Raw genomic sequence first — 26,086 nt, 5'->3', positions numbered from 1 at the left:
GAAGGTTTTCCTTTATGACTCACCCCTCATTCCCCTCTCTAAGACAGGCTTGAACAATATTGCTTTGTGGAAGATTAGTTCTACTTGTTCATCTGTAGGACAGAGTTGGGCCTGTATTAAAGAGGGGAAGGTGCTTCGAAGAGAGGTTGTAGAAAGGATAAAAAGTTATAGAATAAACGAAAAACCTACATAAGCGTACTTCCCCCTCTTTTTATCAGCCATATCTGAAGACTTCAGGTTTAGTGAAAGCCTGCTGGCTGATAAAGAGAGGGGGAGAAAGGGGGTGAGTTGAAAAAGGCAGAAGCAACATTGCTTTGCATAAGCTTACTTCTACTTGCCAATCTATTAAATACCTCAATGCCTACATCAAAGAGAAAAAGTTTTCCTTTATATCAGCCCATGCCCCTTCTGTAATACGTTGCCGGTATTTAGAAACCCAAATCCTTTCTGGAAACGTGCAGCTAAGCTAACGAAACTATATTCTAAGCGGCTTCCATCATTAGCTAAATGCACCCAACGTTAAGCTAGCATGGTGCAGCCATTTGCGAAAGACTGCTGGACTGCCACTAGCTTTAAGCAAAGCTATTCGAATGCCTACCAACCATTGTCGAAAGGCAGGGAAGCCTATTTTAAAGAGGTGCGAGCCTCTTCTAAAGATCGGAAACGGGATTTTAAGCTCAATTTGACTCTTTTTGCCCTTAAAACATGCTCAATAACATAAAAATGCCACTTGCGCGGTGAAAATTGGATTTTGTAAATTTACGTTAGCTGAAGAAGGGTTAACAGATCAAACAGCCAAATACCGTAAATCAGCCGCCAATCAGGATTGGCAGATATCCTGAACAAACCGCTCATAAGCAAATTAATGTTCTTCTCATGAAAGAAACGAAAAGGACTTATGCCATGCCGGATAACGACATGCTAACGAGCTGCAAAACGCTGGTGACTCATGCCCGCGAAGACTTTGCGGAGCTCAAGAAGGTTGATCCAACTTTAACCATCGCAATGGTTGACAAGTGGGATGCTGACGTGAATAGTGGGTTAGAAGACTTCTCGAGCTTGCAAACAAGGAGTAGCATTTCGATTGCAACGCAACAGGTGGCTACCCTAATGGAGGAATGCAAGGATACGATTCAGCTGCTCTACTTTCATGTCGAGCAGGAGTTTGTTGAAAACCCTTCCATCATCCTCGATTTTGGGAAGCGCGGCGCCGAAAAGGCAAAGAAGAATGCTGAAAAGATGATAAGCCTGCTCAGCTTGGTTATCTGTACCTACGAGAAGCCTGAAATTAACGCAAGACTAAAGCTGCGTTTCGCGGCTGACTTTAAGGAGACCTTAACCTCTTTGAAGAAGAGGCTAACCGATGCGCACGTACAGCAATCGCTGGCCAAGAGCAGCCAACCTGCCGAGACCGAGAGCCGGATACTTCGGTATAATGCCATTTGGGCGTTTACGCGCAAGCTAAGCGAAACCGCAAAGATTGCCTTCCGTAACAGCTACGCCAAGCAGCAGCAGTACAATCTTTACGATGTCCCTGCGGCAAAAAAGGAGGCCGAAGATCCTAAGAAGGAAAAGCCTTTGGATAGTGTAGAGGAGTAGGCTCTTTTTTTTGACTTTTTTTCTCAATTAGGATAGAAATTAGCCATGAATTAACCCCCAATACCGAGAGCGCTTGGTGTTGGGGGTGCTTTTTGTGAAGCTATCGATTAAAGGAGACCTTCATTTTAAGCATCATACATCCCTGCCCGATATCTTCGGCAAAAAAATCGGGTTTCCAACCATGCTGCCTGAAGCATTCTACGGAGCTGGCGCAGCTTTTATCAAAGGCATAGCATATTCCAGGCTCTACGCGTTGGCCTATTGGGCTTATGATGTTCGATTCAATCCATTCTAGCCCAATATATGCCCCATTCTTCGGGAATGGAATGCTATACTTGCTCACATTAACAGAGACCCATCCATTTTTCGGCGTTAGGATCACGTTATCGAGCAGGAGATCATTTCCAGGAAGGTTTTTGTCGCGCATATTGACATTGTAAACGCGCAAGCGAAGATTCGCCAGCTGCTTTTTATTTTCCATTTCAAATTTGAAGCTTATTTCTTCAATTAAGCCTGCCCTATTTTGCGTATTAACCATTCTTACGGCCAGCTGGCAGCCTGGCTGGCCATGTAAAACGCCTTTCTCCCTTTTCTTAGAGTAGGACGCAAGCTTAATGAGGTCGCGCTTGCCCGATTTTCTTCCATTAATTACCACCTCATCCGTTTGAGCCAATTCCTCATCGAGGCAAACCACCCTCAAGCCATTGGCATTAGGTGATATGGTTGAAATTGCAGTATTCTTGGATTTGTATCCAATAGAAGTAATCCGCACCGTATCGGTTAGGCTTGCAAAAAAGAATCCTGCGCTGTCGGCGCTGCATCCTCTGCGCCCATCTTTTGATGCAATGGATGCGTATGGTACTCCTTTTACTGTTTTACAGTCGCAAGCCCTGCATTTTACTGGTTGGGCGTTTACTGCGCTGCTGCATGCAGCAAGGATTGCTGTAATAAGAACGGTTACATATGCTTTACTCATGCTTACGCTGTCTTGATTGTTGATATGCTGCTGAAAATATAAAAAGAGGAATGGTATATGGTATACCGATTCCCTTTTTAGCGACTAAAGATGTAGCTTATTCCGTAAAATGACGAGAAGCTTGTGCCCAAGTTATCTGATAGCTCCAGGTATCCCTTCGTTTTAAACGTGTAGCCTAGCACTAAAGCTAGGCTACCAAGCTTGTACTTTGCCATTTGCGATACAGAGAAGCCTTCGGTATAGCTGTCGGGGTAGTAGCTGAGGTTTGTCGGCTGCTTCCAGTAGTTTACCTCGGTGGATAGCTTGGCATTGGTGAAAAAATCGGATTCAATAATTTTGAAGCCTACCCCATAGCTTATCGACGTGTTCGACTTATACTCGGTGAAGGTTATGCGGTACTCCGATTGCTTTGTCTTAAACCATAGATTTTGCGAGAAGCAATCTCCCAGCATCGAAGGTCGGTATCCAAGGCTAAAGGAATACTGAATGCTGCTGCCAAGCTTAAAGGGTGGAATTGAAATTGCCAATGGCGATATCAAATTCTGCAAGCTGAGCAATCGCATTGTTCTTAGATGATCTTTTTCCCTTGAGGTCAAATCTTCAATAGAGATATTGCGATTTATTGGTTCGTTTGGGTTGAGCAACGTGTGTACGTAGCTTGCCATTCTATTTGCAAATATGGGCTGGTCTAATTCTCCCATCTTTGAAGGGATAGAGGTGGAGAAGCCAGAGGTGAACATTGGCGTTATGAGCAAAAGACGCCGTATAAATAGGTCGGGGTAGTAGTATTTTACAAAGTCGTTACGTTGTCCATTATTCTCTATGTTATGGGTGAACAGCTCTTCCTCTATATCTCTAGCAGTGGCGTAGCTACATTCTTCTCTGATGGTGTGCAGTCTTGTATAATCGGGTAAGCTGGCAGCCTTAAGCTCGCTTAAATCCTTCGCGGAAACCTTATAGCAATACGATGATAGGTATCTGTTAAATGGGGTCGGGTTGTAAAGGGCTTTTACTCCATTCTTGCGAAGCAGTCTTCGTTCGGCCTCGGCTCCTTGAAACGGAATAGAGAGATACATGTCGAATAGGATTTGAGATCCAGTATTTAACGCCTCGTTGTTCGACATATTACCGAATTCGTACATGGCAAGGCGGTTAAGAGAGCTGTAGGTGCAATTAAAAGCAAGCAAGTTTTGGAACGGCTTGCTCGAAAACAGCAGCGTTAGGCTTGGCTCATAGAGCTTCTCCTTTTCGGGCTTACCTTTTCTTTCCATTTTGGCATATGCTGCTGTATCAACAACCCGCTGTAGCCGTTGTAGCTCGTTCTGTAGGGTGCTATCTATTGCAAGTGCCTTGCTATGATTGCTGCTTTTGCGTCCTACGCTATTCCACCTCGCATCTTCGTCATCGGTTCCCTTTCTTTCATCTCGCTCTTTGGGTGTAGGCGTAGAAGTTGGCTCGTCCATTACGGCAAGCACCTCACCACGGTACTGCTGTTTCCCCTTAGTCGAGATTCGGCTCTCGCTTTTCTTTACAAGGCACGATTTTAACCAGTATTTTCCGTTGCTTTCGGTGTAGTATGCCTCTAGCAAAGCGTTTCCCTCGCGCGATAATCCTTCAGCTTCTACCTTTATATAGGTTATTGCAAGCGATTTTGTTTCAATACAGATCTCACCATGGTAGCGAATGCCTTTTTTCTTAGTCGGCATAAATTTTACGGAATAGAATCGCTTCCCATTCTTCTCTTCTATTTCCTTAATCGAAAAATTATGCAACCGTAAGCTTGCGTCGCTTAGTATCTTATCTCGAACCTTTACCTCGTCCATGTCAAACACAATCGAGGAGCTGTTGACGATGGAGTAGGCATTATTCTCCAAAGATTGGAAGGCTTGTACCCTTTTCGATGTGATTTTGTTGCTGTTTTGGGGAGAATAGCTGCCGGTTAGCTCCATCTCGGCATCGGAGAAATACTGGAGCGTGTCGTTTAGGTATAGCTTTTCTCGGACTATGCCACCTTGCGTATAGGTATCTGCTAGATAGTTGGATGAAATCTTTTTTACTGCCGATCGAATAATATAGTATGCTTTCGTTGACGAGATGGTTAGCGGTTCAAGCAGGATAGGGGTCTTTTGAAGTACTATATTCATTGTGCTTGAACCTCCAACTATTCTCTTAATTGGCTGAAATCTAAAATGTGATACGACAACTGTGTCGCCAGCCGATGCTGCTGGCAGCATCCAAAATCCATCGTTGTTGCTATAGGTTTTAGCCTGCTTTCCGCAGAGACTTATCTGGGCAAATACAATCGGATTCCCATTGAGATCCTTAACCATTCCTCGAAGAGCATCGGCGTTGCATACCCTGTAATTCAACAATAGCGTTATAATCAATAGGAGATATTTACCCATCCTTTCATTGAAATAGAGAAAGAGGACTTGTGTTGCCGAACCTCTTTCGTTTTGTTCCCTAATATAGAATTAGAAGTTGGAATTAAAATGTAGCATTGCCAACACTAAGCTGCCGCATTCGTTTTTCTGGTGCGGTGCTGCCGGTATACCTTTTTTAGGGTATAGTAAAGTACAAATGCAATTGCAGCAATTAGCATTCGTAAAAGGTGGTTCTTAGCGGGTGTGGTGCTGCTCTGGCGTTCTACAAGCTTGTTTATCTCATCCATAAACCCTTCTTTCAACGTTAGGGCTGCCTCCAAATGGTTTCCCTGGTAGAAGATTACGGTTCTGTTACCATCTTGGAGCTCTAAGAGCTGCCTTTTGTCGAAAAGGATGTCGTTGGTGCCCGCAAAAAGCAGCATGGGAATAGCTAGATTCTTTAGATCTTCGCTGTAGGTGCTACTTCCTGGAGGCAGCTTGATATTTCGTTTTGTGCTTTTGCGAATTCGCTCGACAGTATAGTTGAGATCTAGTACGAAGGAGTCTCCAGCAATAAAGCTTATGCCGTTGCGGGCATCAGAGGCTAACGCTGTGGCTATAATGGTCCCCATCGAAAAGGAAAGAATTCCAATGCTCCTGCAACAATGCATGTCCTTGAACGAGATTAGAGCCGCTTTTGCATCAACAGCAAATTGATTGTAGAAAAGCATATCTGCATCAAAACTGAAGCGGTCGCTCCCTCCAAAACCTCGGTAGTCGAACATCATAACCGGGTAACCATTGTCGGCAAGCATTAGCCCATAGCCCAGCCAGTCCTGAATGTTCCCAGCATCTCCGTAGCAGATTAAGAATCCCACCTCCTTCGGTTTAGCAGTAGGAGCGATAGCTGCGGTAAGTATGCTTACGCTATCAGGAGTTTGTATCTGCCTAAATGTTACGTTGGGGTGTGCTTTTACAATGCCCTGGATGTCAATATTACGGTTTGGCTTTAGCGAGAAGCCGCATATTGGTAGCAAGCTTACGGCTAAAGCGAGTATGGCTATTCTTGTTGCTCTCATACATCAATGTTTTATCTAAAATAGCACTTCGTTGTTATGGAAATAGAAAACGACTACCCGTATATAAGGTTGCGCATATTCTTAGTTGGTCGTCGCTCTATTAAGTTTCATTAACCCGGTATATTTGTAGTATCGCCGAGGTTATGAAGGAATCTCTGACTGCACTAAAAGCAGAAGAAACAGCAGGAGCAGGCTTAGGTGCATCCTTTACTACGGCTTTGCTGTCTTTTGCTACTTTCAGCTGCGGTCAGGATTTCGATTTTTTGCAAAGACGGAGTCGAAGACTTTGCTGAGCATCATGCACTGGATTTTGTCTACGGCATGCTGGTTTGTTTTATCGCTTTTGCCTTCCCCATCCTCTCGGGTATTAACCCATAAATTGAATCATCGTAAGGTATTTGTACCTGATCGTTCCAATCGTCAGCGTTGTAGGGTAGCTGAACCTTTTCTAGTATATCCGATGAGATGAAGCGGTGCTCCTTGGGTATTGACTTTATCCTCTTTGTTTTTACGTCGGTAACAATAAGTGTGGCTACGCTATACGGCATGATGTATTTTTCTGTTGTGTCGTGACGTTCGCGCCCTATTTCGGGGCGGATGGAGACGATAACCTTGGGGAAGTACTTATCACCCACTTTTTGGTAGCGGATATAATCCGAATAGTAGTATTGATCACAAGAATTGTTTTCGTCTTCGTATCCTACAATGGCAAAATCTGCCTTATTCACGTATATCACCTCCTTTAGCGTTTTCGATTCTAACCCTTTTCTTTTTGGATTATTCCTACTCCTATTATAACGGTTATATAGCGTGTCGACTGCAGCCTTAGGGGCATCTTTCGAGAATTGGCGCTTAAAATCATCGTAGCTGGTTTGTGGAAGCGTCTCCATCTTCTTCTGGGTGAGAATCTTCTCTTTTTGGATGTCGAATGTTATCTTATAGCACATCATGCTATCAAGCTCCACAACTCCATCAAGGTTATAGCATCCATTAAGGTAGGCATTATTGCTAAAAGGGCTGATCGAGAGTACTCCATTTCCATTTATAAACCGAACGACATCCTTCGTATAGGTTCTATAGAGGCTATTGAAGTGAGTTTGTCCTGTAAAAACTTTCATAAAGAAAGTAGTAACCATGCTATCTACTTCAAATTGTCTGTTTAGGTAGTTTGCACCTCTTCGCAGCTTTATAATTTGCATGTCAACCGACGAATCGGGAGGCGTAAGCATCCCCTTGTCCTGTATTCGTACCTCGTAATCGTTTAGGTTAAGGTATGGATCTTCCCTCCAAGGATGAAAGGCGTGCTCCCTAAAAAAAGCGGTAAGCTCGAACCTGCTGGTCGAGTAATTCCTATAGAATCGTCGCACTGCCTTCTTCAATATTTTTTCGGCGGTAAGCCTAGAGCTTCGCACCACCACTTCGCCAATTTCCATCGTATTTTCAGATAGGAGAATCTTAATTTTTGGCTGCTTACCTATTTCTGATACTGGTACGATATATGTCTTATAGCCCACGCAGCTAAACGAAAGCTTGCCATCGGCATAGCCGGGAGGGATGCTTAGGTAGAAACCTCCGCCTTCGTTGCTAATGGTTCCGAGGTTGGAACTCATTAGCCCAATGCTCGCGTATGGTATTGGCTTTCTTGTATTCTCGTCGAGAATTTTGCCGGTAATAACAATGCTACCCTGCTGCGCGTTTACGCTAAAAGCCCCTAATACAAAACTTATGATGATTAGGATTCGTAGATTGTAGGTCGCTTTCATCTCTCTTTATTTTATGTGACACCTAACATTTGTTGGGTAGATTATTAGTCAATTATTTATAAATCGAATAAGCATATACGAATTTAGTGTGACGTGTAGGGCTAATCCATAAATGAATCCAGCACGAATCCTTACATAGTAAAAGATATATGCTCCTGTCAGGATACTTCCAATGGAGAAGATGTAGCTTCCTAGGCGGGTAATGTCGAAATCGCCGTAATTTGCGATATGCAGTAGGGCAAAAAATAGTGCCATTACATGGAGCAGGAGTATGCCATACCGCTGCTTAACCCCATCCAGCTGTTCCTGCCTAATGCTTTTGCAGGCAAGGAGTATGAGGCTTGCTATTAGGGCTCCACCACCAATATAAAGATACCCTTTGCCAAAGAAGAGCGAAATCATTAATGCTAGAATAGGTAGTCCAGTTAAAACATGCCTACGCTTAAAGGAAAAAGAAAGCCGAAAGGCTGCTTCTTCTAGAAGTGGTCCTATCAGGCAGCCAAGTACTAGCAATCCAGCAGTCCCATACTTCGCAATCATAAAGTTAAGATTACCCTTAATGTATAGATCTGTCATCGAATTGCTGTAATCGTTGGTAAAGTGAATATAGAGCATTCGCAGAGCAGCAATAGCCAGCAGCAGCACAATAAGTACACCTAACGAGATGAATGTAAATCGTACTTTATTACGCCAACCGTCTACCATAGGCTTGTCGTATGGCGATAGAAGAAAGCAGAAGAATTCTTTCATTGAAGAATATATTTTTGCTGTTGATAAGAGATTATTATTTCAAGAAAATATTTTGCCTCTAAGCTTAATGCCTAGGTTTAGAATTAGGAATGGCGATTCTAAACCCTGATAATCTATTTTAAAGCCACTCCTCTTTTTTCGCAAACGCCAGCTGCGCCCTCTTTAAGATAAATGGCAGGGCAATAAGCGATATGGCGAGCAGCGAAAGGGCGAGCGTATTATTGTTGAACTTCCACTCTTCTCCTAAGTATACTGCACCCAAAATTACCACAGCATTATTAGTAAAGTGAAGGATTATTCCAGGAATTATGCTTCCAGTTTTGTAGTAGAGCCAGCCAAAGAGTAACCCTAGTACAAATGCTACCGGTATTTGTGCTGGGTTAAAGTGTATAATCCCAAAAATAAGCGCTGAGATAAGTATCGCCTTTATTGGGCGGTATTCCTCGAGCAGCAGCTTGGTTATCATTCCCCTAAAGATGATTTCCTCAGCAATTGGAGCCACTATCACCATAGCAATTATTGTTGAAGGAGATCTAAAGTCGATGTTCATCCAATTAAAGAGATCGGGAAGGGAAACATACTCATCAAAAATGCCAATTAGGATAAAAAGGAGCAGGAACAAGATGAAGGTATAGCTTGCCTGAATTCCAGATAGGTTGTACGAGAAATCGCTACGCCGCATATACCCCTTGCGGTAGCCGTAGTAAATGGTTATTGCAGAGGCAATGGCAATTCCCAAGGTTGTTGTTATGTCGCTAATCTGATTTTTGGGGAATCCGGTAAACTCAAAGATAAAGCCAAACATTCCCAAAGCCATGCTTATCCCAAGTGAGATAAGAATGTAAAATGCGAGTAGTACAATAGTTCTGTTCATAGTAAGTTCTTGATTAATGGTAAAATAAAAGAGCTTTGTATGTTAAAGTCGAAGAATATGCTGAGAAAGATCATCAGGTTACGAATGAGGTATACCATTACAATGGCGCAAAATGCCATTTTTGAGCCATGCTTTTGGTAGCCCAAGTAGCATAGCGCAAACGTTATTCCCATTAGCAGCGAGTTGATAATATGCCAAGGCGTTGTATACGTTGCTAAAGCAAATACTAAAGCCGAAAAGGTGATCGTTCGGATGTTCTTATGCCTAGTATAGCTTTTAAAAAGAATGAAGGGAAGTCGTTGAAACATTAGCGCAAATAGAAGAGGGGCTACTATGCAAATAAGCAGGAATACTAGCAGAGGTGCGTGGCTGGTATATTCCGTCCAATTACCCTGAAGGTAATCTTGGGGAGCATGAGGCAGACCTGCACCTATTGAAAACAGCAGGAAGAACCCCACATACAGGATAAATGGCAGTTGTTGGATGCGAATTACGCATCTGCCGATAGTGCGGTTCATACGCAAAGGTTTAAAGCAATCTATTGATATGATAATTATTCCTATAAAGATTTCAACCCCATTGCAAGGGGAGGATCTTGGCCCTAAAAGTAGTTTTTTTTACGCGTCATTGTCCTCCAAAATAGAAAAAGCCCCGCAAATGCGAGGCTTTTCTATTTTGATGTTATACGAATGCTTACTCAGCAAGCTTAGCGCAAAGGAATTCGCGGTTTAGGCGAGCGATGTGCGAAATAGAGATGCCCTTTGGACATTCAGCTTCGCAAGCACCAGTGTTGGTACAGCCACCAAAACCTAGCTCATCCATTTTAGCAACCATTGCCTTTGCACGACGAGCGCCTTCAACCTTTCCTTGAGGAAGAAGTGCTAGCGACGATACGCGAGCCGATACGAATAGCATTGCAGAGCCATTCTTGCAGGTTGCAACGCAAGCACCGCAACCAATACAGCTAGCTGCATCCATACTCTCGTCTGCTTTCTCCTTGCTAATTGGAATTGCGTTACCATCAGGAATACCTCCTGTGTTTACGGTAACGAAACCACCAGCTTGAAGAATCTGATCGAAAGCTTGACGGTTTACAACAAGGTCCTTAATTACAGGGAAGGCAGCCGAACGCCAAGGCTCGATGGTAATGGTATCGCCATCCTTGAACTTACGCATGTGAAGCTGGCAGGTGGTGATATCATCGTCTGGTCCGTGAGCGCGGCCATCGATATAAAGCGAGCACATGCCGCAAATACCTTCGCGACAGTCGTGATCGAATGCGAAAGGCTCTTTACCTTCGTGAATAAGGTTGTTGTTAACGATATCCAACATCTCTAAAAACGAGCTTTCGGTTGAAATGTCGTTTACCTTATATGTTTCAAATCCTCCATTGCTTTTAGCATCGGCTTGGCGCCATACCTTAAGCGTAAGATTTAGCTTGTTTTCCATAATTGTTCTCCTCCGATTACTCTTTATAGTTACGTTGAGCCACCTTGATAAACTCGAAGTTTAGTGGTTCTTTATTTAGCTCAGGCTTTTGACCTTCGCCCTTGTACTCCCAGCATGCAACGTAGGTGTACTCTTCATCGTTACGTTTTGCTTCGCCCTCTTCGGTTTGGAACTCTTCGCGGAAGTGTCCACCACACGATTCGTTGCGGTTGTAACCATCGTAAGCCATTACCTCGCCCATTTCTAGGAAGTCGGCAACGCGTAGAGCCTTTTCGATTTCTGGGTTAAACGAGTTGTTGGTTCCTGGAACGTAAACGTTCTTCCAGAACTCTTCGCGAAGTGCCTTGATACGCTCGATGGCTTGCTCAAGACCCTTTTCGTTACGAGCCATACCAACTAGTTCCCACATGATGTGGCCTAGCTCCTTGTGTAGTTCATCAACAGTCTTCTTACCCTTAATGCTGAAGAGTTTTTCGATCTTAGCCTTAACCGCTTTCTCTGCTTCTTCGAATTCAGGGGTGTTGGTGTTGATCTTAGGAGTGGTGATTTCGTGCGATAGGTAATCACCAATGGTGTATGGAAGAACGAAATATCCATCTGCCAAGCCTTGCATAAGTGCAGAAGCACCAAGACGGTTTGCTCCGTGGTCAGAGAAGTTTGCCTCACCAATAGCGTACAATCCTGGGATGTTTGTCATCAGGTTGTAGTCGCACCAAAGACCACCCATGGTATAGTGAACTGCTGGGTAGATCATCATTGGCTCTTCGTAAGGGTTTACGTCGGTAATCTTCTCGTACATTTGGAATAGGTTACCGTAGCGAGCTTCGATGGTCTTTTGTCCTAGACGGTTGATGGCGGTAGAGAAATCGAGGAATACAGCCAACCCTGTTTCGTTAACACCGAAACCAGCATCGCAACGCTCCTTAGCAGCACGCGAAGCAACGTCACGTGGTACAAGGTTACCGAAGGCAGGGTAGCGACGCTCCAAGTAGTAGTCGCGCTCCTCTTCAGGAATTTGCGAAGCCTTAAGTTGCTTCTTGCGGATCTTCTCTACATCTTCCTTCTTCTTTGGAACCCAAATACGACCATCGTTACGAAGCGACTCCGACATGAGGGTTAGCTTCGATTGCTGATCGCCGTGTACTGGAATACAGGTTGGGTGAATTTGGGTAAAGCAAGGGTTAGCAAACATTGCACCCTTCTTGTAAGCTTGCCAAGCTGCCGAACCGTTAGAGTTCATAGCGTTGGTAGAAAGGAAGAATACGTTTCCGTAGCCACCAGTTGCAAGAACAACTGCATGTGCTCCGTGACGCTCAATCTCTCCGGTTACGAGGTTGCGGGTAATCACCCCACGAGCCTTACCATCAACAATAACTATTTCGAGGATTTCGTGACGAACGTACGATTTGATGTTTCCGCGAGCAATACCTTTGTTAAGAGCTGCGTAAGCACCAAGAAGAAGTTGTTGTCCAGTTTGTCCTTTAGCGTAGAAGGTACGCGAAACCTGAGCACCACCGAAAGAACGGTTGTCAAGTAGTCCGCCGTAATCGCGAGCGAATGGCACACCTTGAGCAACGCATTGGTCGATGATTGCGCCGCTCACTTCAGCCAAACGGTAAACGTTGGCCTCACGAGCACGGTAGTCACCACCCTTAATGGTATCGTAGAACAAACGATAAACAGAGTCATTATCGTTTTGGTAGTTCTTAGCAGCGTTGATACCCCCTTGAGCAGCGATTGAGTGTGCGCGGCGTGGGCTATCAGAGATGCAGAAAGTTTTTACATTGTAGCCAAGGTCGGCTAGTGAGGCTGCTGCAGAAGCACCACCTAAACCAGTACCAACAACAATGATGTCGAGCTTTCTTTTGTTTGCGGGGCTAACCACCTTAATGGCTGCTTTATGATTTTTCCATTTCTCCGCTAATGGGCCAGCAGGAATTTTAGAATCAAACTGTTTCATATCGTAATCTTTTTTCTTTTCTATTTAGAACGATTGCTCGATAGCGATTAAGCATCAAGACCTAAAAGGAAGAACAGTGGAATAATGGCGAAACCCGCAGCAACGATGGTTGCATAAACATAGGCTACTGCCTTCCAACGCTTAATCCAGATTTGGTTGTTAAGACCAACGGTTTGGAATGCGCTCCAAAAACCGTGAGTTAGGTGGAACCAAAGAGCAATCACCCAAATAACGTAGATAACAGAGTAAATTGGGTTGCGGAATAGTTCTACAACAAGGCCGTAGGCATTCTCCATCATTACGCCATCAACGTCAACCTCAGCCAAAAGTGGCGATCCGGTAAACTTGATCTTTACAAAGAAGTTGGCAAGGTGAATAGCCAAAAAGCCAAGTACGATAACGCCAAGAATGAACATATTGCGCGAAGCAAAGGTTGCGTTACCTGATTGGTTGTTTACGGCATACTTTACTGGACGAGCCTGCATGTTGCGTAGGGTGATGGTAAAGGCCCATACAATGTGTAGCAGGAATCCAAGAGCCAAAACAGGTTCGAAAACCTTGATTATTGGATTTACAGCCATAAAGTGAGCGCCTAAGTTAAACAGCCTTCCTGTGTTGTCAAACATTAGAAGAGAGTTTACTCCGAGGTGCACCAACAGAAATACAATTAGGAACAAACCGGAAAGACTCATTACCAGTTTTTTCCCAATAGAAGAACTAAAAATGTTACTCATGTCGGAATTATTTGTTTTAAAAAATCTTGCAGCTTCTCACATTCTTAGCGAGTTACGTTGTCGACAACTCTCCAAATAAAGCTACGCAAAATTACCCTGTTGTTTATCAATTAACAAAGGAAATCGGTGCAAAAAACGACATCGCCTAGTAAAACACCCTAATTTAAATCGATTCTAGAATAGCACAAGATGTTATTCTGTATGCCTATCCCTGTTAATGGCGTATATTTGCCCAAATTTTTAGCGTATGGAAAAGTTTGTGATGTTTGGTGATACGCCTCTATTTTATGTCGATGAAGGAAGAGGAACTGCTATAGTGCTGCTGCATGGTTACCTTGAATCGTCGCTTGTTTGGGATGATTTTGCGGCAAACCTTAAGCGAACGAACCGGGTTGTTCGCCTCGATCTTCCAGGGCATGGGCTTTCGGGTGAGCATGGTGATATTCACACCATGGAATTTTTGTCTGATGCTGTTCGGCATGTTCTTTCGCTGACAAATGTGAGCAAGTGTACGCTCGTTGGCCACTCGATGGGGGGCTATGTTGCGCTCGCTTTCGCTAAAAAGTATCCAGAATTGCTTAATGGCTTTGTACTTTTTCACTCAACCCCCAACCCCGATTCGGAGGAGAAGAAGGCTCTACGCAGCAAGGAAATTGAGTTGATACAAGAGGATAAACTGGAACTTATTGCCCGCACTACGGCGCCTAATGGTTTTGCACAAGATAGCCGTAAGCGCTTTGCCGACTTTATTGAAGAATGTGTGGAAATGTATAGTATGAACGAGAAGAACGGTATTATCGCGAACCTTGAAGGTATGAAGGTGCGCGAGGATATGAACGAGTTTGTTGCTTCTACATCAATTCCTCACCTGTTTGTTTTTGGGATGAAGGACTACTACATCAGCCGTGAGGTTGCTGAAGGCTTAGTGGCGAAATTCCCTAAAGCCGAAACTCTACTTCTGGAAAATTCTGGGCACATGGGATTTGTTGAAGAACCTAAAAAGTCGCTAGAAGCCATTGTGGCATTTGCCGAAAAACATGCATAAAGTTGCATCGCTGAAGATTTGAGTGTGAAAATTCGGAAATTTTATAGTAATATATTTTAATTCTGAGAAATGTTTGTTAATTTCGCAGCACGGAATTAGTAAAACTAGTTCTTGAATTGTAATCATTTGAGGGTTTCGTTAATTGAGCATCGCTTTTTTGTTTAGCTGGGATTAACGGAATAAGGGAATTAGAAGATTTTGGCTGTAGAAAACAAAAGTTTTAGGAAGATGAGGAAAGTATTACTACTACTGGTAATCGCATCGTTTTTGGGAGCGTGTGGAGAGTACGAAGAAGAAAATTCGAACAATAATACGCTTAATGTTACTACCAATAAGGAATTCATAATTTCGGATGGCATTTTTCTAAAGGTTCGCGAAGTGGTTGATATGCGTAAGCCAATCAAGTCCAATCGTAAGTGGGAGGGAGAGGCTAAACTCAGGATACAACTTTACACCGGTAAGCGATCTGTAGATACGGCTATTAGTACAAATTTCCCCAACGAGATTGTTTTGGACGGTGTGCGTTTGAAACTTAATTCGGTCTACCCTTATCCTGAATATGACAAAGTTCGTAGTCAGTCCGACTACGTTATTCAGCTCTCTTTCGATAAAGAAAAGTAACATACTAAATAGAACAGAAAAGGAAGCCATTGGCTTCCTTTTCTTGTGTGTATGTGTCAAAACACTTAATAATGTAGGCTGCTTTAAATCTTTCCATTAAGGGGTGAGTAGTATGGTTCCTTAAGGATGTCGGTATTGTCGCCCCACTTGTCGATAATAGAATCAAGCACAGCTAAAAGTTCGTCTACGTTGTTAAGGGTAACCAGCTTCATGCGAGTTTCCTTAAAGTTGGGCAATCCCTTAAAGTAGCTGCTTAAGTGGCGGCGCATTTCCAGAATGCCAGTCCGATCGCCTTTTATTTCTACAGATTTCAATAAGTGGCGCTTGGCAATATCCACCCGTTCGGGTACTGCGGGAGGTGGCATTAACTCTCCGGTTTGCAGGTAGTGCTTTATCTCCTTAAATATCCAAGGACGACCGTAGGTGGCGCGTCCAATCATGATGGCATCTACGCCATAGCGGTCGAACATCTCCTTGGCTTTCTCGGGAGAGTTAACGTCGCCATTTCCGATGATAGGGATGTGGATTCGAGGGTTGTTCTTAATCTCGCCGATGAGCGTCCAGTCCGCTTCTCCAGTATACATTTGGGCGCGTGTTCGTCCATGGATGGTGAGCGCTTGAATGCCCACATCCTGAAGGCGCTCGGCTAACTCGACAATGTTTTTCATCGAATCGTCGTAGCCAAGACGGGTTTTAACCGTAACGGGTAGTTTTACAGAGTTCACAATCTGGCGGGTCATATCTACCATAAGGTCGGGAGTACGCATCATTCCAGAACCTGCTCCTCGTCCAGCTATTTTGCGAACAGGGCAGCCGAAGTTGATGTCGATGAGCTCGGGGCCTGCAGCCTCCGCTATCTTTGCCGCCTCCACCATGCTCTCGGTGATGTGTCCGTATATCTGAATTCCAATAGGACGCTCGTAGTCGTAAATGTTGAGCTTCTCCACCGAACCTCTGCCATCGCGTATTAGCCCATCCGAAGAGATAAACTCGGTGTACATCATGTCGGCACCGAACTCCTTGCAGATAAAGCGAAATGATGGATCGGTTACATCCTCCATAGGGGCTAAGAAAAGGGGCCTGTCGCCCAGCTCAATTGATCCAATTTTCATGTTTAGCAATTTGGGCTACAAAAATAGAAAGAATTATCAGAGTTTGAGTTGGGTGCATTTTTGTAGATTTGCACCTGTAAGCATTATTATATAACCCTGTATTTAATATCTGGATGAAGCCTCCTAAAAGTATTATAGTAAAGTTTTTCCTGAGCATCTCGGTTGTTGCTCTTGCCATACTTGCAACGCTGATGGTTAGCGAAGCGATTTTCCCGAATTCGGAAGCCTCGATTCGTGAGCTGCTAAAGCAAGGGGCAAGGTTAGCTCCTCAGTCGGAGCAAATTCTGCTTAGGATGAAGTTGGCGCAGGGGGTGCAAACTATTGGGGTTTTCCTTATTCCGGCAATTGCAATGCTGGGAATACTCTACCGCCGCAAGGGCATTACCTTAATGATAACCTCGAAGGTGTACTGGCGCGATTTCTTCGATGCTGCATTCCTGATCCTATTCTCGACCACAATAATGGTGCTTGCCTCAAGGTACAGCCAGCTATTGCCCTGGCCGCAAAGGTACATTGAGGAGAATGCTCAAAGCGAAAATCTCACCAACCTGCTGCTTTCGGGGAAATCCTACGTCGATCTTTCGCTGAACCTGCTAATCGTGTGTGTTATTCCTGCGTTTTGCGAGGAGTTCTTCTTCCGAGGATTCCTGCAGCGCATCTTTATGAAGTGGTTTCGTGATCCTCACCTCTGCATATTCCTTGCCGCGGTTATCTTTTCGGCATTCCACTTCGATGCTGTTATGTTTCTGCCTCGCTTCCTGCTTGGCGCTATGCTTGGCTACCTTTTCTACTGGACGGGCACTATCTGGATTTCGGCATTTGCCCACTTTATCAATAACGCCCAGTACGTGGTGACGGCCTTTATCCTTAACCGTATGGGGAAGTTCCCTATGGCGGAAGGTGGTGGAGGCGATTTCGATATTAGCACCTTCAACGTGATTCTTTCGGTTGTGCTGGTGGTTCTTCTGCTCTTTACAATTTATGTGAGGCATATGAATGTGAAGCCGCTGCCTAGATTGGATCAGTAGGAATCCCATAGGAGGTATGGAGTAGCCCATTTTGCCTAGTGGCATGGGTTTCGTCCTTGCTCCATCTGGTTTTTATTGTCGCTTTTGAGGTGAGGATGGCTTGTAGGTGTGGCTGTTGTTGCATTCGGGCAATGCGAATATTTGTCTGTTATGAATTATGCGACAAAGCCTTTCTTTGGCGGAGATTTGTAATAAATTTTGCTGCTAATAATAACATCTTGTAAGTATATAATTTCTATTTTTGGTGGAGCTAATAGCACAAACATCCTAAATATTAATAGCTATGTACGGTAAAATTCAACAACACCTTCAACAGGAGCTTGCTGCCATCGAAGAGGCAGGGTTGTACAAGAAGGAACGCATTATAACAAGCCATCAAAAGGCTGATATCACTGTAAATGGCGGAAAGGAAGTTCTAAACTTCTGCGCCAACAACTACCTAGGTCTTTCGGACAACCTGCGCGTTATTAAGGCCGCCAAGAAGGCCATGGAAAAGCGCGGATACGGGATGTCGTCGGTTCGCTTTATCTGCGGAACTCAGGATATCCACAAGGAGCTTGAGCATGCGATTGCCGACTACTTCGGGACTGAGGATACCATTCTTTATGCAGCCTGCTTCGATGCTAACGGGGGTGTTTTTGAGCCGCTGTTGGGCGAAGAGGATGCCATCATTTCGGACTCGCTAAACCACGCATCGATTATTGATGGCGTACGCCTATGTAAGGCGGTAAGGTATCGCTACGCCAATGCCGATATGGAAGACTTGGAGAATCAGCTTAAGCTGGCTCAGGCGCAGCGCTTCCGTATTATCGTTACCGACGGCGTGTTCTCGATGGATGGTAATGTTGCCCCAATGGATAAGATTTGCGCGCTCGCCGAAAAGTACGATGCTTTGGTTATGGTTGACGAGTGCCACTCTGCCGGCGTTGTTGGTAAAACCGGGCGTGGGGTTACCGAACAGTTTAACGTTCGCGGCAAGGTGGATATCCTTACCGGTACGCTAGGTAAGGCATTTGGTGGTGCTATTGGTGGATTTACCACCGGAAGAAAGGAGATCATCGACTTACTCCGCCAGCGTTCTCGCCCATACCTCTTCTCGAACTCTATCCCACCAGCAGTGGTTGGCGCTAGCCTCGAGGTATTCCAAATGCTAGGGGAGTCGGATGAGCTGCACGATAAGCTGGTTCGTAATGTGGAGCACTTCCGCACCAAGATGATTGCTGCCGGATTCGACATTAAGCCAACGCAGTCGGCCATCTGCGCCGTGATGCTTTACGATGCTAAGCTGTCGCAGGATTTTGCGGCTAAGCTTCTCGAAGAGGGCATCTACGTTACCGGATTCTACTATCCTGTAGTGCCAAAGGGGCAGGCTCGCATCCGCGTTCAGGTTTCGGCAGGCCACGAAATCGAGCATCTCGACAAGTGTATCGCTGCGTTTACCAAGGTCGGCAAGGAGATGGGCGTTTTGAAGTAAGCTCATCGAATACGATACGAGGAGGGTCGCCCATGCGGGTGGCCCGTTCTGCTTTTAGGGGGAGCGCTTTTACGAGGACGGCTGCAATTCCCAAGGCAACGCGCTTCGTAATCGATGTTGGTTTAGCTCTAGTAAGTAATTATGAAGCTAAAAGTGACAGACGGGAAGCTAAAAGCTACAGGCAGGAGGCAAGAAGTGACAGACGGGAAGCTAAAAGCTACAGACGGGAGGCGAGAAGTGACAGACCGGAAGCCAAAAGCTACAGGCAGGATACAAGAAGTGACAGATGGGGTGCTAAAAGCTACAGACACGAAGTCAAAAGTATCAGGCACGAAGGCAAAAGCTACAGACACGAGACCAAAAGCATCGGACACGAAGCGAAAAGCTACAGGGACGAAGGCAAAAGCTGGGGGACGGCTATCGGCATAAAGAAGGCAGGAGCAACCTTACGGGACGATCCTGCCTTTTATGCTATGAGGGGTGCGGCAATGCTCGGAGGCCGAGAGGGAAGACTGCCGCATCGTTCTTGAGGTCGCCCAATATCAACAATTCTATTGCTATCTTTGCGAGGACTTATTGTGGAATTGTGCGATTGGATCAACCGATCGTGCTAAAACGGAATCAACTATGCAGCTACGCGGGCAACTCATTGGGTTATTGCTAATCATTGCGGCAATTTCGGCAAATGCACAAACGATATCGGGAAGGGTTTTGGACAAGGGTGGCAACCCCATTCCGTTTGCGAACATCTACGTTCGCGAGGCGAGCAAGGGGCTTGCGGCAAACGATAAGGGGAAGTTTCAGATATTCCTCGATCCGGGAACCTACACCGTGAAGTTTCAGGCCATCGGGTACAAGCCCGTTACGCAAACCATAACGGTTAACGACGGGAATACGGCGGTAAACATCCAGCTCGATGAGGCGGTGTACAACCTCTCGGAGTTTACCGTGTCGAGCAAGGATAACCCCAGCGTGTGGATCATGCGTAAGGCCATTGCCCTGGGGCAGCAGTACAAGCGGTCGGTTGGCTCGTACACCTCCGACGTGTACCTCAAACTGAGCTTCAACGCGCGTAAGTTCTCGCGGATTCTTCGGTACATGACCCCCAAGAGCATTGCGGTGCCAAAGGAGGGGAAAACCTACTTTGGCGAGATGCTGAGCCGAATTACCTTTAGCGCTCCCGAGACGTACAGCCAAAAGGTGATCTCGTTCCGCACCACGCTGCCTGGTGCCGACTCGAAGGACAACTTCCCGGGGCTGGAATTCCTAAGCACCAGCATCTACGATAACTCGTTTAGCGATATCCCCTCGCCGCTAGGGCTGAACGCCTTTACCTACTACCAGTTTAGGCTTATCGGGTCGAGTCTGGAGAATAATGTGCCCGTTTACAAGATTCAGGTGATGCCCAAGCGGCCTTCGGGCAAGTTCTTCTCGGGCTACCTGTACATTGCCGATAATACCTACGCCGTAAAGAATGCCGACCTGAACTTCGAGATGAGCTTCGGTAAGGCCAACTTTAAGGTGGCCTTCGACCTGATTGACGATAGCGCCGTGCTTCCTTCGAGCTACCAGCTGTTTGCCGATGGGGGACTGTTGGGCAGCTCGGGATGGGTTAAGAGTAGCGGCTCGCTAAAGTATTCGAGGGTGATGCTTATTGGGCGTGGCCGCAAGGTGGCCCCTTCGCAGGCGCAGGCGGCCAAAACACCCGTGGTAAAGCAGCCAAGCCTAGCCGCGATTAAGAAAAAGGCTGAAAAGGAGGCTAAGCGTGCAGAGAAAATCGCTAAGCTGATGGATAAAACGGCGCTTTCGAACTCCGAGATGAGCAAGCTGGCAAGGCTGGTGAAGAAGGAGGAGGAGTCGAAGCGCTCCGACTCCCTAAAGATGAAGAGCCTTGAGCTGCAGGGTATGGATAAGGTGGAGTTCACAGAGGACTACAACCAGAAGGATAGCTCGTACTGGAGCGGCCAGCGCCCCATTCCTTTGGACGAGGAGGAGAAGGTGGCCTTTGCCAAGACGGATAGCGTAAAAACCATAAAGGATAGAATATCGGCCTTCCAGAGCCTCTCGCGCGGAAGCGAAACCGTGTCGTGGGGTAACCTCGTTGGCGGCGGATACCTCTACAACAAGAACGGGTTGGAGTTCAAGACCAAAGGTTTCCTTAACCCCAACTTTACCTACTTCAACCCCATTGATGGCTTTACCGTAGGAACTCGGCTGGTTATGTTTAAGACCTTTGAGGATAAGCGCGAGCTTAACGTTTACCTCTATCCAAAATACTCGATAAATAGGGGAAGGCTAATGGGGACAGGCTCGGTATACTACGACTACTGGCCAAGCCACATGGGGTCGATTAGGATTAGCGGGGTTTACGGAACGCAAGACCTAAACACCGAGCAGCCTGTACAGCCGCTGGTAAACAGCGCAACCTCGCTCTTCTTTAAGGATAGCTATACCCGCGAGATGGACGTTGCCGGAGGGGCAGCAACAACATCGCTGGAGATTGCCAATGGCCTTACGGCTTCGGTTGGCTTCTCGTACTACCACCGCAAAACGCTAGACAACATCACCAACTTCTCGTTCCTGGAGAAGAGCAAGGAGTACGATCCGAATATCCCGGTAAACGAGTATCTGAATACCCATCCTTTTGCAACGCATACGCAGGCGGCATTTCAGGCCTCGCTTACCTATACGCCCGAGCAGTACTACCGGATGGATGGGAGCAAGAAGAAGTACGTAAAGTCGGACTATCCAACCTTCGAGGTGCTCTACCGCCGAGGGGTGCTCAACGAGAGCGCCAGCCAGTACCAGCTGCTATCGATGAAGACGTGGAAGCGCTACGACTTGGGCTTCCTCTCGGAGTTCTACTACAGCATAGAAGGGGGAACATTCTTTGATGCGAAATCGCTGCAGCTGCCCGACTTCCACATGCCAAATGTAGACTATACGCCTGTTACGTTTCAGCCAACGAAGCAGTCGTTTCACCTGATTCCGTTTTACCGATTTGCAACACCGGGTGGCTATGTAGAGGCGCACTCGCTGTACGAGGCCGATAATATTCTGCTTAAGCAGCTGCCCTTCCTAAAGGGAACGGTATTTACCGAGAACCTTTACCTAAGCTACTACAACAGCAAGGCGCTGCGCAACTACGTGGAGGTTGGCTACGGTATCGATAAGATTTGGGTGCTGATGGAGGTTAAGGCAATTGTTGGATTCGAGGATGGCAAGTACCGCTCGTGGGGAATAAGCATCTCGATTAATAGGGACTAACGCTGGCTTTGCCAGGAAAAGAATATCGAATAGGAATAAACGACAAAAGAGGTTGTCCGAAAGGGCAGCCTCTTTTTGTTTCCATTTGCTGGGGAATACTACTTACTCCCCTTCATGCTTTCAGAAGGTTGTTTTGCTGAATCTTGCTGATAAGCTGGAACGTGCTTAGCGTGTTTGCCCGATTTATCTTTCTTGGGCTTCTTGTTTCCTGCTGCTCCCATGTTTAGGACCTCCAATTTAATTAAGTGAATAATTACCTTGAGTCGCGTTCGGTTATAAGATATAGCTGGACTGCTCGATTCTTTTATTAGCAAATAGCGAACCATGGCATGACGGTGGGCGAAAAGTCAGCAAATGGTGCCATAATGGCTTCATTTAATCGAACAACTACAAATTTCTGCATGGTAGAGCTAACGCTGGCTAAGCTCGATGGTGGATTTGGCCGTCATCCTACTTGAGAGAAGGCGTTGTAAAGGACCAGTGGGTTTGCACAATCTTCCACTGGTTATCCTTTTCGAGGCGGTACACTTCGGTGCAGTTCCAGCGCTGAGGTGTTTCTCCGCCGAAGCTTACAAGGTTGAATGTTAGCACAGCCATGCTGCTTGTGGCTTGTACCTTGGGATTAACCATTTCGTAGCGCGAAACGTGTATTTGTCCAGTTAGTGGTTTGTACAGCTCCTTTAGGGCTTCGATGCCATCGAGCCTTTGCGGAATAAATGGGTCGAAGTACACCACGTCGGGGGCGGATAGGTTGATGTATCCTGATGGATCGCCCTGATTCCATTTTTCGAGGGCGGCTTTTTCTAAGGCTACAATTGTAGCGGAGATCTCGGCATTGGCCGATTGCGAGAATGATGCTGTTGCTGTCATAACAAGTAGGGTTAGTAGTGTGATCTTTTTCATCGAAGTAGATTTTTACTTTAACTAGGCTGGTGCAGTCGCCTAGTTGCAAGCGTTGTTGCACCAGCTCTATCTGCACTACAAAGGTGGGGGTTCGAGGGCGGAATCGCGGAATAATAACCGGGGAATAAATGACACTTTTTGCGGGAAATTATTGCTTCTTAAAGTGCAGCGGAGTGATGCCGGTATGCTCCTTAAAGGCTCGAACAAAGTAGGAGGTAGTTTCGTAGCCGAGGTTGGCGGCAATTTCGTCGATGGTTAGATCTGAATAGAGCAGCAGCCGTTTCGCCTCCAAGATGCTTCTGCTAAGGATGTACCTCTTTGCGTTTACCCCGCAGCATTCCTTCACCAGGCTGTTAAGATGGCCGCTTGTTATGTGGAGCAGCTGCGCATAGTGGTCTACCGATCGGTTCTGTTGGTGCTGGGCGTTTACCAGCTGCATAAATGGACCAACGTACCTGTTGGATTGACTTTTTGATGATAGCGGATTAACCTTGGAGTAGTGGCGGTTTAGGAGCACCAGTATTTGGTAGAGTAGGGCACGTAGCAGATGCTTGTCGGTGTGCTTAAAGGTTGTGAGTTCGTTCTTTATTTGGTGTAGCAGGGCGGCAATGTGTTCGAACTCGCTCTGGCTAAGGTCTAGCACAGGTGGGTTGCTGTAGGTGTAGAAAAAGGACAAGCTTTGGACGAATTGGGCATCGCTAAAGAAGGTGCAGAGGAACTCCTCCTCGAATATCAGCGCATAGCCATCGGGGATATCCGTAACATTCCATTTGCGCACCTGCCCTGGCGAAGAGAAGAAGATACGGTTAGGGGCGATGTCTTCTTCGCAGCTGTCGATGGCAAAGGTTCCACAGCCAGATGCAATAAAGGTGATGTCGAAGTAGGTTAGGCGCTGTATGGGGGTATTTCGTATGTAGCGCTCTATGTCCTTAAGCGCTATTAGGTCTATAAGCAGCTCTTCGCCGTACTTGTTCTTAAAGAAATCGTATTGTGCAATCATTGGCTTTGCCTATCCGACGAAGTTAAAAAACTTTGTAGAATAGAGCAGCCTTGTTTTTTGAACTACAACTGGCGAAGGGTATCCTGCTAACGAATCTTGTTGTAAGATGCGAATTTTAGATGTTTTAGTAGAGGTGACTGATTGTCCGACTTACATTGTTACTCCCCTAAAGAAGACAACAATACCTACAACTACGGCTATCCCATACAGTTGGAATGAATCTAATGACGAGCCAACAATGCCTGCGACAAGAATAATAGCGCCAACTATCATATCCGTTTTCGCCTTCTTTGCTGTTCGTTGCTTCCACTCCTCCGCAACCTCCTCCACCATTCGAGTGGCGGTTTCTTGGCTAATTCCCTGCTCCATTAATAACGATACGATATCTTGCTTGGACTTTTTGTCCTTAATCAACCGATGGGCAATCCAATCGTAGAGTTGGTTGACCGCTTCTTGGTATTGACCTTTATCCTTTACCATATTGGGTTTATGCTTAAATGCCAAATGTATTAGATTTTAACTTGCATAGTAGCCATCGAAAGAATTTTCTCTGGAATTGTGAAAGGGGCATACGATGTTGCTCGTAAATCTAGAGTGTCAGCCTAGGATAGGTTACCATTTTTATTAACTTCCCCGCCGCTTAAGCACGGCATTGCTTTGCCAACGACACCTTGAATTGGATGTGCTGGAATAATAAGCAAGCCGTTGTTGATCTGCATTAGTCACTAAAATTTTTTTATGAGAAAGCGCGATATGGCTACCCTGTTTTTTATGGTAGCGCTTAGCCTAAATGTAATGGCACAACCTAAAGCCATTGATATATGGCAGGGCAAGGTGCCAGGAGCCATTGCCGATCCTTCGTACAAGTTTGCCGTTGATACAACCAGCGCGTACAGCTTTATATGTAGGGTTAGCAACCCAATTCTCGACATGTATCCTGCTCCTACCGATAAGGCAAATGGTACAGCAGTGGTAATTTGTCCTGGTGGAGGATATGCAGGACTAGCTTTTAAGCATGAAGGTGCTCAGGTGGCATCGTGGCTTAATAGCCTTGGGGTAACCGCCTTTGTTCTTAAATACCGTTTGCCTAGTGACGCTATTATGAAGGATAAATCGGTAGGACCATTGCAAGATGCCGAAGAGGCCATTCGCATTGTACGACGACATGCCAAAGAGTGGAATATCAGCCCTGCGAAGATTGGTATAATGGGCTTTTCGGCAGGAGGGCATCTTGCAGCTACGCTATCTACCCATTTCGACGAGCAAGTTTACAAACCTGCTGATGAAACAAGCGCTCGTCCCGACTTTTCGATTCTAATTTATCCTGTAATATCAATGGATTCGCAGCTAACTCATTCGGGGTCGAGGAGGAACTTGTTGGGCGATACCCCATCTGAAGAACTTGTTAAACATTATTCTAACGAGCTACAGGTTACTGCCAATACCCCTCCTGCATTCTTGGTGCATTCCTCCGACGATAAAGTTGTTCCGGTAAAGAATAGCATCGACTACGCATTGGCGCTTGGTAAGTACAATATCTCTTACGAGCTGCATATCTTTAAATCTGGTGGGCATGGTTATGGACTTGGCAAATCAGATGGAACAGAAAAGGCTTGGCCAGAGATCTGCAAAAGTTGGCTTAAGGCTAGAGGATTGCTGTAGCTATAGGGACTGTTGCTGCGTAATCTCTTCGAAATGTACCAGTGCCCAATCTACCATCATCTGAACGGCAGGCATAAGGTCGTTTCCTATTGGTGTTAAGGTATACTCTACGCGAGGAGGAACTTCGGGGTAAACCTTTCTGCTGATAAGACAATCTTCCTCCAGCCGCTTCAGCGTGTTGGAAAGCATCTTGTGCGATATGTCGGGGATGGTGCCCATTAACTCCTTATAGCGCATTGTCCCATTCATTTGTAGTGATCGTAAAATCAGCAGCGACCATTTGTCGCTCATTCGGCCTAGAATATTTCGGATTGGACAGGTTGGGTATTGAAGATCTAATTCGCGCATCTTTCTACTTTTAATGTTCAAAGCTACAAAAATCTCTTTTGGAAAGTAACGTTCGGCATCTGAAGTAGCCGATCGAAAT

At 45.8% G+C, this 26,086-nt stretch carries 23 protein-coding genes; 8 read left to right on the top strand and 15 right to left on the bottom strand.

All coding sequences use genetic code 11. From position 1 onward, the window contains the following. Window positions 1–876: 876 nt before the first annotated feature. On the top strand, window positions 877–1,599 hold the full coding sequence (locus tag ACHZA1_RS06845) for a hypothetical protein (protein ID WP_320054489.1): 723 nt from the start codon (window positions 877–879) through the stop codon (window positions 1,597–1,599). Between the two features lie 100 nt (window positions 1,600–1,699). On the opposite strand, the gene ACHZA1_RS06840 is transcribed toward ACHZA1_RS06845, so the two are convergent. The 10 genes from ACHZA1_RS06840 to ACHZA1_RS06795 form a co-directional block, all read right to left on the bottom strand. Beyond that, the gene (locus tag ACHZA1_RS06840) at window positions 1,700–2,575 is read right to left on the bottom strand and encodes a hypothetical protein (RefSeq protein ID WP_320054488.1); all 876 of its coding nucleotides are present in this window, start codon (window positions 2,573–2,575) and stop codon (window positions 1,700–1,702) included. Window positions 2,576–2,652: 77 nt separating this feature from the next. Then, complete coding sequence (locus ACHZA1_RS06835) at window positions 2,653–4,944, bottom strand: carboxypeptidase-like regulatory domain-containing protein (protein ID WP_320054487.1); 2,292 nt, start codon at window positions 4,942–4,944, stop codon at window positions 2,653–2,655. 140 nt (window positions 4,945–5,084) lie between these two features. Further along, window positions 5,085–6,017 carry an alpha/beta fold hydrolase gene (locus ACHZA1_RS06830; protein ID WP_320054486.1) on the bottom strand — a complete coding sequence of 311 codons (933 nt, stop codon included), beginning with the start codon at window positions 6,015–6,017 and terminating at the stop codon, window positions 5,085–5,087. A gap of 314 nt (window positions 6,018–6,331) precedes the next feature. Continuing rightward, complete coding sequence (locus ACHZA1_RS06825; RefSeq protein ID WP_320054485.1) at window positions 6,332–7,780, bottom strand: carboxypeptidase-like regulatory domain-containing protein; 1,449 nt, start codon at window positions 7,778–7,780, stop codon at window positions 6,332–6,334. A 48-nt stretch (window positions 7,781–7,828) separates the two neighbouring features. Then, complete coding sequence (locus tag ACHZA1_RS06820; protein ID WP_320054484.1) at window positions 7,829–8,530, bottom strand: hypothetical protein; 702 nt, start codon at window positions 8,528–8,530, stop codon at window positions 7,829–7,831. Window positions 8,531–8,648: 118 nt separating this feature from the next. Continuing rightward, window positions 8,649–9,404 carry a CPBP family intramembrane glutamic endopeptidase gene (locus ACHZA1_RS06815; protein ID WP_320054483.1) on the bottom strand — a complete coding sequence of 252 codons (756 nt, stop codon included), beginning with the start codon at window positions 9,402–9,404 and terminating at the stop codon, window positions 8,649–8,651. Further along, window positions 9,401–9,922 carry a hypothetical protein gene (locus ACHZA1_RS06810; RefSeq protein ID WP_320054482.1) on the bottom strand — a complete coding sequence of 174 codons (522 nt, stop codon included), beginning with the start codon at window positions 9,920–9,922 and terminating at the stop codon, window positions 9,401–9,403. The genes ACHZA1_RS06815 and ACHZA1_RS06810 overlap by 4 nt, the downstream gene beginning before the upstream one ends. Before the next feature lie 175 nt (window positions 9,923–10,097). After that, complete coding sequence (locus ACHZA1_RS06805; RefSeq protein ID WP_320054481.1) at window positions 10,098–10,853, bottom strand: succinate dehydrogenase/fumarate reductase iron-sulfur subunit; 756 nt, start codon at window positions 10,851–10,853, stop codon at window positions 10,098–10,100. A gap of 16 nt (window positions 10,854–10,869) precedes the next feature. Further along, entirely contained in the window at window positions 10,870–12,813 is a 1,944-nt protein-coding gene (locus ACHZA1_RS06800; protein WP_320054480.1) for a fumarate reductase/succinate dehydrogenase flavoprotein subunit, read from the bottom strand. Window positions 12,814–12,860: 47 nt separating this feature from the next. Further along, complete coding sequence (locus tag ACHZA1_RS06795; protein ID WP_320054479.1) at window positions 12,861–13,547, bottom strand: succinate dehydrogenase cytochrome b subunit; 687 nt, start codon at window positions 13,545–13,547, stop codon at window positions 12,861–12,863. A 247-nt stretch (window positions 13,548–13,794) separates the two neighbouring features. Here ACHZA1_RS06795 and ACHZA1_RS06790 point away from each other — a divergent pair, with 247 nt between their 5' ends. Beyond that, window positions 13,795–14,592, top strand: a complete 798-nt coding sequence (locus ACHZA1_RS06790; protein ID WP_320054478.1) for an alpha/beta hydrolase — start codon at window positions 13,795–13,797, stop codon at window positions 14,590–14,592. 228 nt (window positions 14,593–14,820) lie between these two features. After that, window positions 14,821–15,213 carry a hypothetical protein gene (locus ACHZA1_RS06785; protein ID WP_320054477.1) on the top strand — a complete coding sequence of 131 codons (393 nt, stop codon included), beginning with the start codon at window positions 14,821–14,823 and terminating at the stop codon, window positions 15,211–15,213. Window positions 15,214–15,296: 83 nt separating this feature from the next. Here the strand turns inward: ACHZA1_RS06785 and dusB are convergent, their stop codons facing one another. Beyond that, entirely contained in the window at window positions 15,297–16,325 is a 1,029-nt protein-coding gene (gene dusB, locus ACHZA1_RS06780; protein ID WP_320054476.1) for a tRNA dihydrouridine synthase DusB, read from the bottom strand. Between the two features lie 113 nt (window positions 16,326–16,438). Here dusB and ACHZA1_RS06775 point away from each other — a divergent pair, with 113 nt between their 5' ends. From ACHZA1_RS06775 to ACHZA1_RS06760, 4 genes are all read left to right on the top strand, one after another. Next, complete coding sequence (locus ACHZA1_RS06775) at window positions 16,439–17,353, top strand: CPBP family intramembrane glutamic endopeptidase (protein ID WP_320054475.1); 915 nt, start codon at window positions 16,439–16,441, stop codon at window positions 17,351–17,353. 283 nt (window positions 17,354–17,636) lie between these two features. After that, window positions 17,637–18,827: a glycine C-acetyltransferase gene (gene kbl, locus ACHZA1_RS06770; RefSeq protein WP_320054474.1), complete on the top strand. Its 1,191-nt coding sequence runs from the start codon at window positions 17,637–17,639 to the stop codon at window positions 18,825–18,827. Window positions 18,828–18,968: 141 nt separating this feature from the next. After that, the gene (locus ACHZA1_RS06765; RefSeq protein WP_320054473.1) at window positions 18,969–19,256 is read left to right on the top strand and encodes a hypothetical protein; all 288 of its coding nucleotides are present in this window, start codon (window positions 18,969–18,971) and stop codon (window positions 19,254–19,256) included. A 198-nt stretch (window positions 19,257–19,454) separates the two neighbouring features. Further along, window positions 19,455–22,094 (top strand): DUF5686 and carboxypeptidase regulatory-like domain-containing protein, encoded by a 2,640-nt coding sequence (locus tag ACHZA1_RS06760; RefSeq protein WP_320054472.1) that lies wholly within the window; start codon window positions 19,455–19,457, stop codon window positions 22,092–22,094. Between the two features lie 450 nt (window positions 22,095–22,544). Here ACHZA1_RS06760 and ACHZA1_RS06755 read toward each other — a convergent pair whose 3' ends face one another. From ACHZA1_RS06755 to ACHZA1_RS06745, 3 genes are all read right to left on the bottom strand, one after another. Continuing rightward, the gene (locus ACHZA1_RS06755) at window positions 22,545–22,997 is read right to left on the bottom strand and encodes a nuclear transport factor 2 family protein (protein ID WP_320054471.1); all 453 of its coding nucleotides are present in this window, start codon (window positions 22,995–22,997) and stop codon (window positions 22,545–22,547) included. 148 nt (window positions 22,998–23,145) lie between these two features. Beyond that, a complete protein-coding gene (locus ACHZA1_RS06750; protein ID WP_320054470.1) occupies window positions 23,146–23,997 on the bottom strand; it encodes a helix-turn-helix transcriptional regulator in 852 nt (283 codons plus the stop codon). A gap of 150 nt (window positions 23,998–24,147) precedes the next feature. Further along, complete coding sequence (locus tag ACHZA1_RS06745; protein WP_320054469.1) at window positions 24,148–24,501, bottom strand: hypothetical protein; 354 nt, start codon at window positions 24,499–24,501, stop codon at window positions 24,148–24,150. Window positions 24,502–24,735: 234 nt separating this feature from the next. Here ACHZA1_RS06745 and ACHZA1_RS06740 point away from each other — a divergent pair, with 234 nt between their 5' ends. Further along, window positions 24,736–25,659 carry an alpha/beta hydrolase gene (locus tag ACHZA1_RS06740; protein WP_320054468.1) on the top strand — a complete coding sequence of 308 codons (924 nt, stop codon included), beginning with the start codon at window positions 24,736–24,738 and terminating at the stop codon, window positions 25,657–25,659. On the opposite strand, the gene ACHZA1_RS06735 is transcribed toward ACHZA1_RS06740, so the two are convergent. After that, the gene (locus tag ACHZA1_RS06735; protein WP_320054467.1) at window positions 25,660–26,007 is read right to left on the bottom strand and encodes a helix-turn-helix domain-containing protein; all 348 of its coding nucleotides are present in this window, start codon (window positions 26,005–26,007) and stop codon (window positions 25,660–25,662) included. Window positions 26,008–26,086: the final 79 nt, after the last annotated feature.

Source organism: uncultured Acetobacteroides sp., from assembly GCF_963667355.2.
Classification (GTDB): domain Bacteria; phylum Bacteroidota; class Bacteroidia; order Bacteroidales; family ZOR0009; genus Acetobacteroides.
The sequence above is the reverse complement of the archived record's forward strand: the minus strand, read 5'-3'. Positions and strand labels throughout refer to the sequence as shown.

Excerpts from the sequence above, each read along its gene's own strand:
- ACHZA1_RS06795 (WP_320054479.1), bottom strand. The coding sequence starts at position 13,547 with ATGAGTAACATTTTTAGTTCTTCTATTGGGAAAAAACTGGTAATGAGT.
- ACHZA1_RS06845 (WP_320054489.1), top strand. The coding sequence starts at position 877 with ATGAAAGAAACGAAAAGGACTTATGCCATGCCGGATAACGACATGCTA.
- ACHZA1_RS06750 (WP_320054470.1), bottom strand. The coding sequence starts at position 23,997 with ATGATTGCACAATACGATTTCTTTAAGAACAAGTACGGCGAAGAGCTG.
- ACHZA1_RS06760 (WP_320054472.1), top strand. The coding sequence starts at position 19,455 with ATGCAGCTACGCGGGCAACTCATTGGGTTATTGCTAATCATTGCGGCA.
- dusB (WP_320054476.1), bottom strand. The coding sequence starts at position 16,325 with ATGAAAATTGGATCAATTGAGCTGGGCGACAGGCCCCTTTTCTTAGCC.
- kbl (WP_320054474.1), top strand. The coding sequence starts at position 17,637 with ATGTACGGTAAAATTCAACAACACCTTCAACAGGAGCTTGCTGCCATC.
- ACHZA1_RS06825 (WP_320054485.1), bottom strand. The coding sequence starts at position 7,780 with ATGAAAGCGACCTACAATCTACGAATCCTAATCATCATAAGTTTTGTA.
- ACHZA1_RS06815 (WP_320054483.1), bottom strand. The coding sequence starts at position 9,404 with ATGAACAGAACTATTGTACTACTCGCATTTTACATTCTTATCTCACTT.
- ACHZA1_RS06805 (WP_320054481.1), bottom strand. The coding sequence starts at position 10,853 with ATGGAAAACAAGCTAAATCTTACGCTTAAGGTATGGCGCCAAGCCGAT.
- ACHZA1_RS06735 (WP_320054467.1), bottom strand. The coding sequence starts at position 26,007 with ATGCGCGAATTAGATCTTCAATACCCAACCTGTCCAATCCGAAATATT.
- ACHZA1_RS06810 (WP_320054482.1), bottom strand. The coding sequence starts at position 9,922 with ATGAACCGCACTATCGGCAGATGCGTAATTCGCATCCAACAACTGCCA.
- ACHZA1_RS06800 (WP_320054480.1), bottom strand. The coding sequence starts at position 12,813 with ATGAAACAGTTTGATTCTAAAATTCCTGCTGGCCCATTAGCGGAGAAA.
- ACHZA1_RS06830 (WP_320054486.1), bottom strand. The coding sequence starts at position 6,017 with ATGAGAGCAACAAGAATAGCCATACTCGCTTTAGCCGTAAGCTTGCTA.
- ACHZA1_RS06775 (WP_320054475.1), top strand. The coding sequence starts at position 16,439 with ATGAAGCCTCCTAAAAGTATTATAGTAAAGTTTTTCCTGAGCATCTCG.
- ACHZA1_RS06820 (WP_320054484.1), bottom strand. The coding sequence starts at position 8,530 with ATGAAAGAATTCTTCTGCTTTCTTCTATCGCCATACGACAAGCCTATG.
- ACHZA1_RS06790 (WP_320054478.1), top strand. The coding sequence starts at position 13,795 with ATGGAAAAGTTTGTGATGTTTGGTGATACGCCTCTATTTTATGTCGAT.
- ACHZA1_RS06785 (WP_320054477.1), top strand. The coding sequence starts at position 14,821 with ATGAGGAAAGTATTACTACTACTGGTAATCGCATCGTTTTTGGGAGCG.
- ACHZA1_RS06840 (WP_320054488.1), bottom strand. The coding sequence starts at position 2,575 with ATGAGTAAAGCATATGTAACCGTTCTTATTACAGCAATCCTTGCTGCA.
- ACHZA1_RS06755 (WP_320054471.1), bottom strand. The coding sequence starts at position 22,997 with ATGAAAAAGATCACACTACTAACCCTACTTGTTATGACAGCAACAGCA.
- ACHZA1_RS06740 (WP_320054468.1), top strand. The coding sequence starts at position 24,736 with ATGAGAAAGCGCGATATGGCTACCCTGTTTTTTATGGTAGCGCTTAGC.
- ACHZA1_RS06765 (WP_320054473.1), top strand. The coding sequence starts at position 18,969 with ATGAAGCTAAAAGTGACAGACGGGAAGCTAAAAGCTACAGGCAGGAGG.